Source organism: Xanthomonas sp. NCPPB 1132 (genome assembly GCF_056629235.1).
This window is the reverse complement of record NZ_CM152819.1, coordinates 2701657-2715788: the sequence shown is the minus strand read 5'-3', so window position 1 is coordinate 2715788 and position 14132 is coordinate 2701657. Positions and strand designations below refer to the sequence as shown.

The window sequence follows — 14132 nt, the reverse complement described above, 5'->3', positions numbered from 1 at the left end:
TGCGCACCCGAGCCGGCACAAGCGAAGCGGGCGCATCCGTTGGGTTTCAGCCAGGAGAATGCAGGCAATGTCGACGATCAGACCGGTGTTCTACGTGTCCGATGGAACCGGTATCACCGCTGAAACCATTGGGCATAGCCTGCTCACCCAGTTCAGCGGTTTCAGCTTCGTCACCGACCGCATGTCGTTCGTCGACGATCCGGAAAAAGCCCGCGATGCCGCGCAGCGCATCCATGCCGCGGGCGAGCGCTATCAGGTCCGGCCGATCGTGGTCAACTCCTGCGTCGACCCGCAACTGAGCATGCTGCTGGCCGAGAGCGGGGCGCTGATGCTCGACGTGTTCGCGCCCTTCATCGAGCCGCTGGAGCGCGAGTTGAACGCGCCGCGGCACTCGCGCGTGGGACAGGCGCACGGTCTGGTCGATTTCGAGACCTATCACCGCCGCATCAACGCGATGAACTTCGCGCTGGCGCACGACGACGGCATCGCGCTCACCTACGACGAAGCCGATGTGATCCTGGTCGCGGTGTCGCGCGCGGGCAAGACGCCGACCTGCATCTATCTGGCGCTGCATTACGGCGTGCGTGCGGCCAACTATCCGCTGACCGATGAGGACCTGGAGAGCGATCGACTGCCGCCGCGGCTGCGCGCCTACCGCAACAAGCTGTTCGGGCTGACCATCGATCCCGAGCGGCTGCAGCAGATCCGCCAGGAGCGGCGGCCGAATTCGCGGTACTCCAATGCCGAAACCTGCCGGCGCGAAGTGGCGGCGGCCGAAACCATGTTCCGCATGGAGCGCATTCCCACCTTGAGCACCACGCATACCTCGATCGAGGAGATTTCCAGCAAGGTGCTCGCGACGCTGGGGCTGCAGCGCGAGATGTTCTGATCAGGGTGGTTGCGGGCGGGTCTGCGCCGGTCGGGGCGGGGCCGCTCCTGGCAGCGATGGAATTTCCGCACTTCGCCGCATGGATCTCCAAGGTAGGCCGCTGACGCCGATCCGTCAATGCTGCCGCCGGCGCGATGCAGCGTGTAGGATCGGCCCATGCAGCACGCCCTGACCCGCAGCGAACGCATCCCCCGGCTCAGCCGTTTCGGCTGGCTGATGGGGCTGTACGCCGAGAACTATCTGCACCTGAACCGCCTGTTCGTGCCGGCCGACCTGGCCGCCGGCAGTTATGTGTCCAGCATCGGCGACGGGCTGGACCTACGTCTGGACGTGATCGAACGCCACCGCTACACCGTCGAGCTGCGCCTGACCTACGACCTGTGCGATCCGCTGACCGGCGAGCCGGACCCCTCGGCCTACGTGCGCCTGTACCTGGATGCGCGCCAGGCCGAGACCACGCATTGCTATGTCGGCCGCCGCTGGCAGGACGTGATGGGGCTGTACCCGCCGCCGGCGGAACTGATCAGCCACCGCATGCGCATGAACACCTTCCTCGGCAAATGGCTGGAATACCTGGCCGAGCGCGGCCACGGCGTGGCCACGTTGCGGTCGGCGCCGCCGCTGCCGCGCGCGGCGCAGGACGCGGCGACGCCCGCCGTCTAGCCACGGGCTAGACGAAGCGGCGGCGCGGTTACGGCATACTGCGCGCCCGTCGCCATCCGCCTTCTCCGCATGCCTTACACCCCCATTGTCGCCACCCTGGGCTACGTGCTCTCGCCTGACCGCAGCCAAGTGCTGATGGTCCATCGCAATGCCCGGCCCGGCGATCATCACCTGGGCAAGTACAACGGCCTGGGCGGCAAGGTCGAGGCGGACGAGGACGTGCTGGCCGGCATGCGCCGGGAGATCCTGGAGGAGGCCGGCATCACCTGCGAGGCGCTGCAGTTGCGCGGCACCATCAGCTGGCCGGGATTCGGCAAGCACGGCGAGGACTGGCTGGGCTTCGTGTTCCTGATCGAGGCCTACAGCGGGGAACCGTTCGCCGAAAACACCGAGGGCGCGCTGGCCTGGGTGCCGATCGCGCAGATGGACACGCTGCCGATGTGGGAGGGCGATCGCCACTTCCTGCCGCTGGTGTTCGATGGCGACCCGCGCCCGTTCCATGGGGTCATGCCGTACCGCGACGGCCGCATGCAGTCCTGGCGCTATTCGCGCGTCTGACATTAAGCCCCTCTCCCGCCGGGAGAGGGGTTGGGGTGAGGGTACGGCGCGAAAGCGACTCGCGGAGTTTTGCTGCGCCAGGCTCCGCCCGTACCCTCATCCGGCCCTTCGGGCCACCTTCTCCCGATGGGAGAAGGAACAGCCTCATCCTTCTCGCGCCCGGCTTGTCCACAGCGGCTGTGGATCGATCCTGCACAAACCTGTGGGCAAGCGTGGCAAGTCCCTGAAATGGCTGCCCGCTTTTGCCGGGTGGCGAAAATTTCAGCAGTCCCGGTCGCGCTTCTCCACAGCCGGTGTGGATGAAAGCGCATGAACGCTGTGGATAAGAGGCCGGTGGCGTTGTGCCGCAACGGTCACCGCCGCGCTGGCGAAAAATTCGCCAGCGTCGATTGCGCGAGCACGCAGCCGGACGTGCGTGCCTGTCGCGGTGCTACTGTGCGGTCCAGCCGCCATCGATGGCGATGGTCTGCGCGGTGATGTTGCGCGCCGCCGGCGAGGCCAGGAACGCCACGCAGCCGGCCAGTTCGTCGTAGGCGATGAACACGCCCTTGGGCATCGGCTTGAGCATTACCTGGGCGATCACGTCGGCTTCGGAAATGCCGCGGGTGCGCGCCTGGTCGGCGATCTGCTTGTCCACCAGCGGCGTCTTCACGTAGCTGGGGCAGAGCGTGTTGATGGTGATGTCGGTGTCGGCAGTCTCCAGCGCGATCACCTTGGAGAAACCGATCAGGCCGTGCTTGGCGGCGACATAGGCGCTCTTGTACGGGCTGGCGACCAGCGAGTGGATGCTGCCGATGTTGACGATGCGGCCGAACCCGCGCTCGCGCATGCCCGGCAGCACCGCCTGGGTCAGCCGCGCCACGCCGGTCAGCATTACCTCCACCAGCAGGCTCCACTTGTCCATCGGGAACTCCTGCAACGGCGCCACGTGCTGCAGCCCGGCGTTGTTGACCAGTACGTCCACCGGCCGGCTGACGGCCGCCAGCGCCGCGGCGATGCTGTCCGAACTGGCCACGTCCAGCGCCACCGCCTCGGCCGAGCCGCCGGCCTGGCGCAACTGCGCGGCGACCGCGTCGGCGGCGGTCGGGTCGAGGTCGCTGACGACGATGTGGTAGCCGCCGGCGGCCAGTTCTTTGGCGATGCCGGCGCCGATGCCGCTGGCGGCACCGGTGATCAGGACGGTCTGCATAAGGCAATACCTGCGCGAAAGTGGGGGGCCGTCAGCGTAGCAGCGCGCCGCGGCGCCCGGCAGCGCCCGCTCGCCAGTGCGGCGGCGCCACGCTACCCTGTGCCATCGCTTGCCGCTCACGCCGGATCCGCCACGTTATGCCGATGAAACGCCATTTCTCCATGCTGCGCGAGTTCCAGCTGGCCGACTGGTTCACCCTGGCCAACGCCTTCTGCGGCACCGGCGCGGTGTTCGCGGCGATGCGCTTCCTGCAGGACGGCCGCCGCAGCGACCTGCTGTTCGGCATGGCGCTGATTCCGCTGGCGTTCGTGTTCGACGCGCTGGACGGCCGGGTGGCGCGCTGGCGCAAGTCGTCCTCGACCCTGGGCCGCGAGCTGGACTCGCTGGCCGACGTGATCTCCTTCGGCGTGGCCCCGGCCGCACTGGCCTACGCCTGCGGCATGCAGGGCGGTTGGGACTGGCTGGTGCTGAGTTTCTTCGTCTGCTGCGGGGTCAGCCGCCTGGCCCGCTACAACGTCACCGCCGAGCAACTGGCCGGCGACGGCGACAAGGTGCCGTACTTCGAAGGCACGCCGATCCCGAGCAGCCTGGGGCTGGTCATCGTGCTGGCGATCGCCGCGCACCTGGGCCACATCGGCGATGCTTTGTGGTGGGGCGAGTGGCGGCTGGGACCGTGGCTGTTGCACCCGCTGGCGCTGCTGTTCGCGCTGTCCGGCTCGCTGATGATCAGCAAGACGCTGCGCATCCCCAAGCCCTGATCGCAGTGGGTTGCTATCATCGCGGGCCAGTTCGGGAGAGTGGCGATGAAGGCTAGCGGCGGCGGTGGCGCCGGCGATTTGGAGGCGATGACGCGGCAGTACTGGGAGGCCTGGAGCGCCGCGTTGCGTCAGGGTGTGCCGGCTCCCGCGTCCGCCGCGGCTGACGACGGCGCCGGCGCCTGGCGCGAGGCGATCGCGGCCTGGAGCCAGTGGTTGCCGCGCGGCAGCGCACCGCAGGCCGAAGACGCGGTGGCGCAGTTCCAGCAGCAGGCCGGCGACTGGCTCGGCGCGATGCAGCAGGTGGCGGCGCAGTTCGCCGGCCGCGACGCCAGCAGTGCCGACGTCGCCGACGCGTGGAAGCGCCAGGTGCAGGGCCAGCGCGAACAATTGCTGCAGTGGCTGCTGGGCGCCGTGCGCGGCACCGGCCAGGCCGGGATCGATCCGTGGTTGCAGCAGGCGGCGCAGTGGCTGCAGGGCCTGCAGCGCGACAGCGGGCCGTGGCTGCAGATGCCCGGGTTCGGCCCGGCGCGCAACCACCAGGCGCGCTGGCGGGCGCTGGCCAAGGCGCAGCAGGACTACCAGGCGCAGTTGCAGGCCTATCTGGGGCTGCTGCAGGGCGCCATCGACCGCGCCTTCGGCCTGTTCGAGGACAAGCTGCGCGCGCACGAGGAGCCGGGCAGGCAACTGACCAACGCGCGGGCGATGTTCGATCTTTGGATCGACGCGGCCGAGGAGGCCTATGCGGCGGCGGCGCTGTCGCCGGAGTTCCGCCAGGTCTACGCCGACGTCGCCAATGCGCAGATGCGCCTGCGCGCCCTGCTGCAGCGCGAGACCGAGCAGGTCTGCGAGCAGGTGGGCCTGCCCACCCGCACCGAGCTTGATGCCGCGCATCGGCGCATCGCCGACCTGGAGCGGCGGCTGCGGCGGCTGGAACGCGGCGAAGGGCAGGGCGCGCCTGCTGCCCCGGCCCCGGCGCCGACCAAGGCAACGCCGCAGAAAAGCACCAGGAAGGCGGCCGCCAAGCCTGCCGCTGCGAAGCCGGTAGCGGTCGCACCAAAATCCAAATCCAACGCCACAGCGGCAAAGAAGGCCGCGTCCGCGGCCAAGCCGCGGCGTGCCGGGACCACGTCCTCCGCCGCCCGCCGGAGTCGCGCATGAAGGGACCGCTGAGCTTCAGCAGCGACGATCTGGTCCAGGAAACCCTGGAGTTGCAGCGCAAGCTGCTGGAGGGCCTGCGCGTGCTGCCCGGCCTGGACACGGTCGACTACGGTGCCACCGCGCGGCAGGAAGTGTGGCGCGACGGCAAGGTGGTGCTGTACCGCTTCGTCGGCGAACGCCCGCCCACCGCCAAGGTGCCGCTGCTGATCGTCTATGCCCTGGTCAACCGTCCGTACATGGTCGACCTGCAGGCCGATCGCTCGCTGGTGCAGGGCCTGCTGGCGCTGGGCGAGGACGTCTATGTGCTGGACTGGGGCTACCCGGACCGCTCCGAGCGCTATCTGACGCTGGAGGACTACCTGCTGCGCTACATCGACGGCGCGGTGGACCACCTGCGCGCAGCCGGCGACGGCGCGCCGGTCAACATGCTCGGCATCTGCCAGGGCGGCACGTTCTCGCTGTGCTATGCCGCGTTGCAGCCGGAGAAGGTGCGCAACCTGGTCACCATGGTCACGCCGGTGGATTTCCACACCCCGGACAACATGCTGTCCAACTGGGCGCGCCAGGTCGATGTCGACCTGTTCGTGGACACCCTCGGCAACGTGCCGGCGGACCTGATGAACGTCAGCTACCTGATGCTCAAGCCGTTCCGGCTGAACCTGCAGAAGTACGTGGGCCTGCTCGACATCCTCGACGATCCACGGGCGCTGGAGGACTTCCTGCGCATGGAAAAATGGATCTTCGATTCCCCGGATCTGGCCGGCGAGACCTTCCGCGAGTTCGTCAAGCAGTTCTACCAGGACAACGCGCTGATGCACGGACGCGCGCGCATCGGTGCGCATACGGTGGACCTGGGCAAGGTCACCATGCCGGTGCTCAACGTCTACACCGAGCAGGACCATCTGGTGCCGCCGGACGCCTCGCGGGCACTGCGCGGCGTGGTCGGCAGCCGCGACTACGCCGAGCTGAGTTTCCGCGGCGGCCATATCGGCATCTACGTTTCCGGCCGCGCCCAGCGCGAGGTGCCGGCGGCGCTGCATCGCTGGCTGGCCGAGCGCGATGGCGGGCACTGAGCGCCCGCTGCGGCGCGCCCTCACGCCGCGCCTGCGCCGGCGGGCGTAGAGTCGTTCCGCCGTCGTCGCTGGAGCCCGTGCCATGTCGCAAGCCCGTTCGCTGTCGCGCTCGTTGAACGACCGCATGATCGCGGGCGTGATGGGCGGCATCGCCCATCGCTTCGGCTGGAATGCGACGCTGCTGCGGGTGCTGTACGTGGTCGGCTCGATCGTCTCGGCCGCATTCCCCGGCATCCTGGTCTACCTGATCCTGTGGCTTCTGATTCCCAACGAAGCCGATTGAAGCGGCCGCTGCCGCTGGCGTTTCGCCGTGCCGGCATCGTCTTCGGCGTTCTGTGGACCTCGCCAAACACGGCGCTCGGAGTGCTCGCGGGGACCATCACGCTGGCATTCGGTGCGCGCCTGCGTTTCAGCCGCCGCGAGCTGGCGCTGGTGTTCGAACGGGTGCCGTTGCGGCCGCGCGGGGCGATGACCCTGGGCAACGTGATCCTGCTCAGCGCCGACGATCTGGACGTGGCCTGCGCCACCTACGAACACGCCGCCGGTCGCTGCCGGCATCCGGCCGTGCGGCTCGGCGACCACGAGCGCGCGCACGTGCTGCAGTACATGCTGCTGGGGCCGTTGTTCCTGCCGGTGTATCTGGCCTGCGGTGGGGTCAGCGTGCGCAACCCGCTGGAGCGTGCCGCCGATCGCTACGCAATGCACGGCCGCGGCTGGTGGCCAGGTACTGGCTGAGGTCATGGCGCCTGCGTTCGCCAGGCATCGCATTGTCGCGTAGGAGCGGCTTCAGCCGCGACGGGGCATTCCCGGGAATGCCCCGTCGCGGCTGAAGCCGCTTGTGTCAAATAAGGGTCTATCGTTGCAGGTGAGAGCGGAGTGCGGCAGGCCGTTTAGCCGCAGTGCCAGCAAGCACGAGTAGGAGTCAGCGCCGCCGCACTCCGGTTCTCCTGCCTGACAAGCCCGAACAGTTGCCCGAGTGACGAGCTCGAACTCCACAAGCATGGGCATCGGCAGGAGCGCTCTCGTCCCTGAGTCTACTGCGGAGAACGTCTATGCGGCGCCATGTCGGGATCGATGTATCCAAGGCCGAACTGGTCATTCATGTCCTGCCGGACGAGCAGGCCTGGACCCAACCCAATACGCCACAGGGGCAACGCGCGCTGGCCCAACGCCTGGCGGAGCTGGGCTGCGAGCGGATCGTGCTGGAAGCCAGTGGCGGCTACGAACATGCCGTGCTGCAGGTGCTCCGAGAGGCAAACCTGCCGGCAGTGCGGATGGCCGCCGATCGTCCGCGCAAGCTCGCCCAGGCCTTGGGCCTGCATGCCAAGACCGATGCCCTGGACGCGCGCCTGCTGGCCATCGCCGCCCAGCACATCCCGACCATGCCCACGCCCGTGGCGCCCGAGCACCAGCAGTCTCTTCGCGAACTGCTGGACCTGCGTGCCACCCTGGTGAGCCAGCGTGATGCCCATCGGCGGCGCCTGGAGCACATCACCAGCGCCAAGGTGCAACACCGCTGCCGAGAGGTGATCGCCCTGCTGAACCAGCAGATCCAGACGTTGACGCAGGAGATCGAGCAGCAGGGCAAGACCTGCTCGAGCCTACCCAAGGTGCCTGGGCTCGGCACGATCCTGCGCGCGGTTCTGGCCGCGCGGCTGCCAGAGCTGGGCACGCTGCCGCCACGCAAGCTCGCTGCCCTGGTCGGGCTGGCCCCGTTCAATCACGACAGCGGCTGCTGGAAAGGCCAGCGCCGCATCAAAGGCGGACGTGCCGACGTGCGGCGCGTGCTGTACATGGCCACCTGGGCCAGCATCCGCGCCAAATCCCCCTTGGCCAACACTTACGCGCGCCTGCGCGCAGGCGGCAAACCGGCCAAGGTCGCCATCGTCGCCTGCATGCACAAGTTCCTGCGCTGGCTCAATGCCATCGCGCGCGATCAGGCCCCGTACGCTCCTCCTGTCATCGCAGGTGCATGACAGTTGACTCCTACGAATGTATCCGTGGCGCTTGTCGGCTGCTCGCGTCAGTCGAGCCGTGAAAAACCGAACAGGCGCTTGAGCGGATGCGCATGCCGCTCGATCTGCGCGCGCAGCAGGCCGGCGCCGATCATGTTGTAGGTGATGCCGTTGCCGCCGTAGGCCATGGCGAACTGCACGCGCGGGCCGTGCTGCGGATGCGGGCCGAAGAACGGCAGCCCGTCCTCGGTCTCAGCGAAGGTGCCGGCCCAGGCGAAGGTCGGCTGCAGCTCCAGCCTGGGCATCACCTTGGCGATCTTGCGCGAGAGCGTGCGCGCCTTGCTGTCCACGCGCGCGTCGCGGCGTGCCGGCACGTCGACGCTGTCGTCCTCGCCGCCAGCGACGATGCGGCCGTTGCCGGTGCTGCGCAGGTACAGATACGGCCGCGCGCTTTCCCAGATCATGGTGTCGCGCAGCGGGCCGAGGACGGAGGCTTCCAGCGGGTCGCTGACGAAGGCGTAGCTGCTGCGGTTGCGCGCCACGCGCTGGTCCAGCCAGTGTTGGTTGGCGTAGCCGGCAGCCATCACCACGTGGCCGGCGCGGACCTGCACGCCCTGGTCGGTGTGCAGGGTCACGCCGCGGCTGTTGACCACGATCCGTGCGATGCGGGTGCGGTCGTAGACGCCGACCCCGCGCCGGAAGGCGCGGCCGAGCAGGCGGTAGGTGAGGCGGTATGGATCCACCCGCGCCGCCTGGTGGCTGAGGATGGCGCCGTGCGCCTGGATGCCGTAGTCGGCGTCCAGCACCTGCGCGTCCAGCCATTCCACCTTCAGGCCGTGCCGCGCGCGCACCTCCAGCTCTTCCTGCAGCACCCGCACGTGGCGGCGCTTGCTGGCGTAGTACAGGCTGTCGTTCCAGCCGAAGTCGACATCACGCAGGGGTCGCACCAGGTCGCGCAATTGCTCCAAGGCCTGTGCGCAGGCGCCGTAGGCCAGCGCGGCGGCAGGTTCGCCATAGCGTTTGGCCAGGTCGATCAGGTGGGTGTCGATCTCGTACTGCAGCAGGGCGGTGCTGGCCGCGGTGCTGCCCCAGCCGATGTCGCGTTGCTCCAGGACCGTCACCGCGTGCCCGTGCGTGCTCAGTTCCTCGGCGATCAGGGCGCCGGTGATACCGCCGCCGACGATGGCGACATCGCAACGCACATCGTCGCGCAGTTGCGGAAAACTCTGCATCAGGCCATTGCGGACCGACCAGAAGGGATAACCGCTCTTGAGATCCATGGCGCCCCTGCGCAGGAAGGATGTGCGACTTACACGCAGGCCCGGTTAAGTCCGCGTGAGGCCGGGCGGACGTCATGTTGGGGCAAACAGCCGCGATTAACCTCGGTGCAGAAGTCCCTCACATCGCGCTGTGTATGGTGCGCGCCAGTTCCACGAATTCCCTGTAGAGGAAGCGTCATGTCGGTCGTTCTGTACATCGGTGGCAGCAAGGACGGAGAGAAGGGCGTGATGCCCTACGGTTTCCGCAAGTCCATGAAGGAAACCGAGGCAGGCCCGGAGATCTATGTCGAGCGCGTGCTGGCGCTGAGCGACCGGCAGGTGCGGATCATGGCGCTGGAATCGCTGCAGGACGATATCGTGGTAGAACGCTTGCATAGGTATTATTCGCGTTGACGCCGGCGTGCGAACCCCGGTGTGGTCGCCCGCCTAGGTGGGCCAGCGACGGTTCGCATCGACCTGCCATCGACCATGCCCGCACCAGAAACCAGCAACACCTCGGCGCCGCCGACGACCGTCGACCCGAACGCCCCCACCGACATGTCCAACCAGCGCAGCGATATTTTCTTCGCTGCGGTGCAGACCACGCGCATGCCGATGATCGTGACCGATCCGCGGCAGCCGGACAACCCGATCATCTTCGTCAACCGCGCGTTCCTGGAGATGACCGGCTACGGCCGCGATGAGTTGATCGGCAACAACTGCCGCTTCCTGCAGGGGCCGGACACCGACCGCGAGACCGTACGCAACGTCCGTGAGGCGATCGCCACGCACGACGAGGTGGCGGTGGAGATCCTCAACTACCGCAAGGACGGTTCCAGCTTCTGGAACGCGCTGTACATCTCCCCGGTCTACGACGACCGCGGCGAGCTGGTGTACTTCTTCGGTTCGCAGTTGGACGTCAGCCGCCGTCGCGACGCCGAGGACGCCCTGCGCCAGGCGCAGAAGATGGAAGCGCTGGGCCAGCTCACCGGCGGCATCGCGCACGATTTCAACAACCTGCTGCAGGTCATGTCCGGGTACCTGGAACTGATCGAGCATGCGGTCGAGAGCGATCCGCTGAATCCATCGCTGCTGCGCAAGAGCGTGGACCGCGCGCGCGACGCCGCCGGCCAGGCCGCGCGCCTGACCCAGCAGTTGCTGGCGTTCGCGCGCAAGCAGAAGCTGGAAGGGCGTGTCCTCAACCTCAATACCCTGGTCGCCGGCATGAGCGACGTGGCCGAGCGCACGCTCGGCGACGGCATCGCGTTTTCGCTGGAACTCTCGCCGGATCTGCGCAATTGCCGGATCGACCCCACCCAGGCCGAAGTGGCGCTGCTGAACATTCTGATCAACGCGCGCGACGCCATGGCCGACCAGGCCGCGCCGCGCCTGGTGATCCAGACCCGCAACGTCTCGGTGCGCGCCGACGAACCCACCACCTACGACAACCTGCTGCCCGGCCACTACGTGTGCGTGTCGATCACCGACAACGGCAGCGGCATGCCGCCGGAGGTGCTGGCACGGGTGCTGGATCCGTTCTTCACCACCAAGGAAGAGGGCAAGGGCACCGGCCTGGGCCTGTCCATGGTCTACGGCTTCGCCAAACAGTCCGGCGGTGCGGTGCGGCTGTATTCGGAGGAGGGCCACGGCACCACCGTGCGCCTGTACTTCCCGATCGACGACAACGTCGAGAACATGGCGCCGCGCGATTCGCGCACGCGCCGTCCGTTCGACCGGCAGGGCGACGAGACCATCCTGATCGTCGAGGACCGCCCGGACATCGCCGAGCTGGCGCGGCTGTTCCTGGGCGACCAGGGCTATGCCACGCACGTGGTCTACAACGCCCGCGAGGCGCTGGAGCTGCTCGACACCGGCGTGCACGTGGACCTGCTGTATTCGGACCTGATCATGCCGGGCGGCCTCAACGGGGTGATGCTGGCGCGCGAGGCGCGGCGGCGCCGGCCCAAGATCAAGGTGCTGCTGACCACCGGTTATGCCGAGTCCTCGATCGAGCGTACCGATGCCGGCGGCAACGAGTTCGAGGTGCTGGCCAAGCCGTACAACCGCCAGGAGCTGATCCGCAAGGTGCGCATGGTGCTGGACGGCCCGAACGGCGTCACCTGACGCCGCCAGCTTGGCGCGCGCCTGTCAACGGGTTCCCCGGCGGCGCGCGCACTGCGAAAATGCGGGGTTTCCGCAAGGCGGCTTCGGCCGGACGCAATGCACGACACTCAGCTCGCCCAGCAGATCGCCAATACCATCGCCGCCGAGATCGGCGCGCAGCCGGCGCAGGCGCGCGCCGCCATCGCCCTGCTCGACGAGGGCGCCAGCGTCCCGTTCATCGCGCGCTACCGCAAGGAAGTGACCGGCGGGCTCGACGACACCCAGTTGCGCAACCTGGAAGTGCGCCTGACCTATCTGCGCGAACTGGAAGAGCGCCGCGCCGCGGTGCTGGCCAGCATCGCCGAGCAGGGCAAGCTCAGCGACGAACTGCGCGCGGAGATCGTCGCCGCCGACACCAAGTCGCGGCTGGAAGACCTGTACCTGCCGTACAAGCCCAAGCGCCGTACCCGTGCGCAGATCGCCCGCGAGGCCGGGCTGGAGCCGCTGGCCGACGGCCTGCTGGCCGATCCGGCGCTGGTGCCGGAGACCTTCGCCGCCGGCTTCGTCGATGCCGACAAGGGTGTGGCCGACGTCAAGGCCGCGCTGGAGGGTGCGCGCGCGATCCTGATGGAGCGTTGGGGCGAGGATGCCGCGCTGGTCGGCGAACTGCGCAGCTGGCTGGGCGAGGTCGGGGTGATCCGCGCCCGCGTGGCCGAAGGCAAGGAGCAGGAAGGCGCCAAGTACCGCGACTACTTCGACCACGCCGAAGCGCTGGCCAAGATACCCTCGCATCGGCTGCTGGCGCTGTTCCGCGCGCGCCGCGAGGAGATCGTGTACCTGGAGCTGGATCCCGGCGCCGATGCGGAGGCCGGCCACCAGTACGCCGAGGGCCGCGTGGCGCTGCGCGCCGGCATCGCCAACCAGGGCCGTCCCGGCGACCGCTGGCTGCTGGACGCCTGCCGTCTGACCTGGCGCGCCAAGCTGCACATGCACCTGTTGTTGGACCTGTTCAACCAGGCCCGCGAAAAGGCCGAGGCCGAGGCGATCGCGGTGTTCGGCGACAACCTGCAGGACCTGATGCTGGCGGCACCCGCCGGGCCGCGCGTGACCCTGGGCCTGGATCCGGGCATCCGTACCGGCTGCAAGGTCGCGGTGGTCGACGCCACCGGCAAGATGCTGGCCACCGACACCATCTATCCGCACGAGCCGCGCCGGCAGTGGGACCAGTCGCTGCACACGCTGCGGCAGCTGTGCACGCAGCACGGCGTGGAACTGATCGCGATCGGCAACGGCACCGCCAGCCGCGAGACCGACAAGCTGGCCGCGGACCTGATCAAGCAGAATCCGCAGCTGAAGCTGGAGAAGATCGTGGTCAGCGAGGCCGGCGCCTCGGTGTATTCGGCCTCCGAATTCGCCGCCAAGGAGTTCCCGCAGCTCGACGTGTCGCTGCGCGGCGCGGTGTCGATCGCGCGGCGCCTGCAGGATCCGCTGGCGGAACTGGTCAAGATCGAGCCCAAGGCGATCGGCGTGGGCCAGTACCAGCACGACGTCGACCAGTACCGCCTGGCGCGGGCGCTGGACGCGCGAGTGGAGGACTGCGTGAACGCGGTCGGCGTGTACGTCAACACCGCCTCGGCGGCGCTGCTGTCGCGCGTGTCCGGGCTGTCGTCAAGCGTGGCCGAGAACATCGTGCGCCATCGCGACGACAACGGCCCGTTCAAGCGCCGCAAGGATCTGCTCAAGGTGCCGCGGTTGGGCGAGAAGACCTTCGAGCAGTGCGCCGGCTTCCTGCGCATCGCCGATGGCGAGGAGCCGCTGGACGCCTCGGCGGTGCACCCGGAAGCCTACCCGGTGGTGGAGCGCATCGTCGGCGCCACCGGCAAGCCGATCAAGGCGCTGATCGGTGATGGCGGTTTCCTGCGCGGGCTCAAGCCGGACCAGTTCACCGACGAGAAATTCGGCCTGCCGACCGTGCGCGACATCCTCAAGGAACTGGAGAAGCCGGGTCGCGACCCGCGCCCGGAGTTCAAGGCGGCGCGTTTCGCCGACGGCGTGGAGGACATCAAGGACCTCAAGCCGGGCATGGTGCTGGAGGGCGTGGTCAGCAACGTCGCCGCCTTCGGTGCGTTCGTCGATATCGGCGTGCACCAGGACGGCCTGGTGCACATCTCCGCGCTCTCGGACAGCTACGTCAAGGATCCGCGCGACGTGGTCAAGGCCGGCGACATCGTCAAGGTCAAGGTGCTGGAGGTGGACGTGGCGCGCAAGCGCATCGCGCTGACCCGGCGCCTGGACGACACGCCGGCACCGGCGCGTCCCGCCGACCGCGACACTGGCGCACGCAGTGCGGGCGGCCCGCCGCGGCGCGAACGCGACGGGCGCGGTGCCCCGGGCGGCGGCAATGCCAAGCCGCGGCCGGCGGCCGCGGCACCGGTCAACAGCGCGCTGGCCGACGCGTTCGCCCGCGCCAAGCGCGGCTGAGGTTCAAGGGGAAAGAGGAGCCGGCGCGCCTGCGCCGGTCCATCCG

General features: G+C 68.6%; 14 protein-coding genes. 12 read left to right on the top strand and 2 right to left on the bottom strand.

The features are described from left to right. Positions 1–67: 67 nt before the first annotated feature. The 3 genes from ppsR (at position 68) to AC1G9L_RS11470 (ending at position 2110) form a co-directional block, all read left to right on the top strand. The gene (ppsR, locus tag AC1G9L_RS11480) at positions 68–889 is read left to right on the top strand and encodes a posphoenolpyruvate synthetase regulatory kinase/phosphorylase PpsR (RefSeq protein ID WP_010342958.1); all 822 of its coding nucleotides are present in this window, start codon (positions 68–70) and stop codon (positions 887–889) included. Between the two features lie 156 nt (positions 890–1045). Continuing rightward, the gene (locus AC1G9L_RS11475) at positions 1046–1552 is read left to right on the top strand and encodes a DUF1249 domain-containing protein (RefSeq protein ID WP_371182052.1); all 507 of its coding nucleotides are present in this window, start codon (positions 1046–1048) and stop codon (positions 1550–1552) included. Positions 1553–1621: 69 nt separating this feature from the next. Further along, positions 1622–2110 (top strand): NUDIX domain-containing protein, encoded by a 489-nt coding sequence (locus AC1G9L_RS11470; protein ID WP_019800985.1) that lies wholly within the window; start codon positions 1622–1624, stop codon positions 2108–2110. 430 nt (positions 2111–2540) lie between these two features. On the opposite strand, the gene AC1G9L_RS11465 is transcribed toward AC1G9L_RS11470, so the two are convergent. Continuing rightward, on the bottom strand, positions 2541–3299 hold the full coding sequence (locus AC1G9L_RS11465; RefSeq protein ID WP_481069111.1) for a 3-hydroxybutyrate dehydrogenase: 759 nt from the start codon (positions 3297–3299) through the stop codon (positions 2541–2543). 143 nt (positions 3300–3442) lie between these two features. Between AC1G9L_RS11465 and AC1G9L_RS11460 the strand changes: the two genes are divergently transcribed. The 6 genes from AC1G9L_RS11460 (at position 3443) to AC1G9L_RS11435 (ending at position 8264) form a co-directional block, all read left to right on the top strand. After that, positions 3443–4057, top strand: a complete 615-nt coding sequence (locus AC1G9L_RS11460) for a CDP-alcohol phosphatidyltransferase family protein (RefSeq protein ID WP_010342962.1) — start codon at positions 3443–3445, stop codon at positions 4055–4057. 45 nt (positions 4058–4102) lie between these two features. Then, positions 4103–5215 carry a class III poly(R)-hydroxyalkanoic acid synthase subunit PhaE gene (gene phaE / locus AC1G9L_RS11455; RefSeq protein WP_481069109.1) on the top strand — a complete coding sequence of 371 codons (1113 nt, stop codon included), beginning with the start codon at positions 4103–4105 and terminating at the stop codon, positions 5213–5215. Then, positions 5212–6288, top strand: coding sequence for a class III poly(R)-hydroxyalkanoic acid synthase subunit PhaC (locus AC1G9L_RS11450; protein ID WP_019801335.1), 1077 nt, complete (start codon positions 5212–5214; stop codon positions 6286–6288). Before phaE ends, AC1G9L_RS11450 begins: the two co-directional genes overlap by 4 nt. A gap of 82 nt (positions 6289–6370) precedes the next feature. Then, entirely contained in the window at positions 6371–6571 is a 201-nt protein-coding gene (locus tag AC1G9L_RS11445; protein ID WP_010342965.1) for a PspC domain-containing protein, read from the top strand. Then, a complete protein-coding gene (locus AC1G9L_RS11440) occupies positions 6568–7023 on the top strand; it encodes a hypothetical protein (protein ID WP_019801336.1) in 456 nt (151 codons plus the stop codon). Before AC1G9L_RS11445 ends, AC1G9L_RS11440 begins: the two co-directional genes overlap by 4 nt. Positions 7024–7340: 317 nt before the next feature. Further along, positions 7341–8264, top strand: coding sequence for an IS110 family RNA-guided transposase (locus tag AC1G9L_RS11435; RefSeq protein WP_481069107.1), 924 nt, complete (start codon positions 7341–7343; stop codon positions 8262–8264). Between the two features lie 47 nt (positions 8265–8311). Here AC1G9L_RS11435 and AC1G9L_RS11430 read toward each other — a convergent pair whose 3' ends face one another. After that, positions 8312–9523: an FAD-dependent oxidoreductase gene (locus tag AC1G9L_RS11430; protein WP_019799103.1), complete on the bottom strand. Its 1212-nt coding sequence runs from the start codon at positions 9521–9523 to the stop codon at positions 8312–8314. Positions 9524–9700: 177 nt separating this feature from the next. On the opposite strand from AC1G9L_RS11430, the gene AC1G9L_RS11425 reads away from it, so the two are divergent. The 3 genes from AC1G9L_RS11425 to AC1G9L_RS11415 all read left to right on the top strand — a co-directional run bounded on the left by AC1G9L_RS11425 (position 9701) and on the right by AC1G9L_RS11415 (position 14086). Continuing rightward, entirely contained in the window at positions 9701–9916 is a 216-nt protein-coding gene (locus AC1G9L_RS11425) for a hypothetical protein (RefSeq protein ID WP_010342968.1), read from the top strand. 75 nt (positions 9917–9991) lie between these two features. Further along, complete coding sequence (locus tag AC1G9L_RS11420; RefSeq protein WP_019799104.1) at positions 9992–11626, top strand: histidine kinase famiy protein; 1635 nt, start codon at positions 9992–9994, stop codon at positions 11624–11626. A 96-nt stretch (positions 11627–11722) separates the two neighbouring features. Beyond that, complete coding sequence (locus tag AC1G9L_RS11415) at positions 11723–14086, top strand: Tex family protein (RefSeq protein WP_481069105.1); 2364 nt, start codon at positions 11723–11725, stop codon at positions 14084–14086. The last annotated feature ends 46 nt before the right edge of the window (positions 14087–14132 follow it).

What these genes read in the sequence shown, in the direction of transcription:
- ppsR (WP_010342958.1), top strand. Translation starts at nt 68, where the DNA reads ATGTCGACGATCAGACCGGTGTTCTACGTGTCCGATGGAACCGGTATC.
- AC1G9L_RS11475 (WP_371182052.1), top strand. Translation starts at nt 1,046, where the DNA reads ATGCAGCACGCCCTGACCCGCAGCGAACGCATCCCCCGGCTCAGCCGT.
- AC1G9L_RS11470 (WP_019800985.1), top strand. Translation starts at nt 1,622, where the DNA reads ATGCCTTACACCCCCATTGTCGCCACCCTGGGCTACGTGCTCTCGCCT.
- AC1G9L_RS11465 (WP_481069111.1), bottom strand. Translation starts at nt 3,299, where the DNA reads ATGCAGACCGTCCTGATCACCGGTGCCGCCAGCGGCATCGGCGCCGGC.
- AC1G9L_RS11460 (WP_010342962.1), top strand. Translation starts at nt 3,443, where the DNA reads ATGAAACGCCATTTCTCCATGCTGCGCGAGTTCCAGCTGGCCGACTGG.
- phaE (WP_481069109.1), top strand. Translation starts at nt 4,103, where the DNA reads ATGAAGGCTAGCGGCGGCGGTGGCGCCGGCGATTTGGAGGCGATGACG.
- AC1G9L_RS11450 (WP_019801335.1), top strand. Translation starts at nt 5,212, where the DNA reads ATGAAGGGACCGCTGAGCTTCAGCAGCGACGATCTGGTCCAGGAAACC.
- AC1G9L_RS11445 (WP_010342965.1), top strand. Translation starts at nt 6,371, where the DNA reads ATGTCGCAAGCCCGTTCGCTGTCGCGCTCGTTGAACGACCGCATGATC.
- AC1G9L_RS11435 (WP_481069107.1), top strand. Translation starts at nt 7,341, where the DNA reads ATGCGGCGCCATGTCGGGATCGATGTATCCAAGGCCGAACTGGTCATT.
- AC1G9L_RS11430 (WP_019799103.1), bottom strand. Translation starts at nt 9,523, where the DNA reads ATGGATCTCAAGAGCGGTTATCCCTTCTGGTCGGTCCGCAATGGCCTG.
- AC1G9L_RS11425 (WP_010342968.1), top strand. Translation starts at nt 9,701, where the DNA reads ATGTCGGTCGTTCTGTACATCGGTGGCAGCAAGGACGGAGAGAAGGGC.
- AC1G9L_RS11420 (WP_019799104.1), top strand. Translation starts at nt 9,992, where the DNA reads ATGCCCGCACCAGAAACCAGCAACACCTCGGCGCCGCCGACGACCGTC.
- AC1G9L_RS11415 (WP_481069105.1), top strand. Translation starts at nt 11,723, where the DNA reads ATGCACGACACTCAGCTCGCCCAGCAGATCGCCAATACCATCGCCGCC.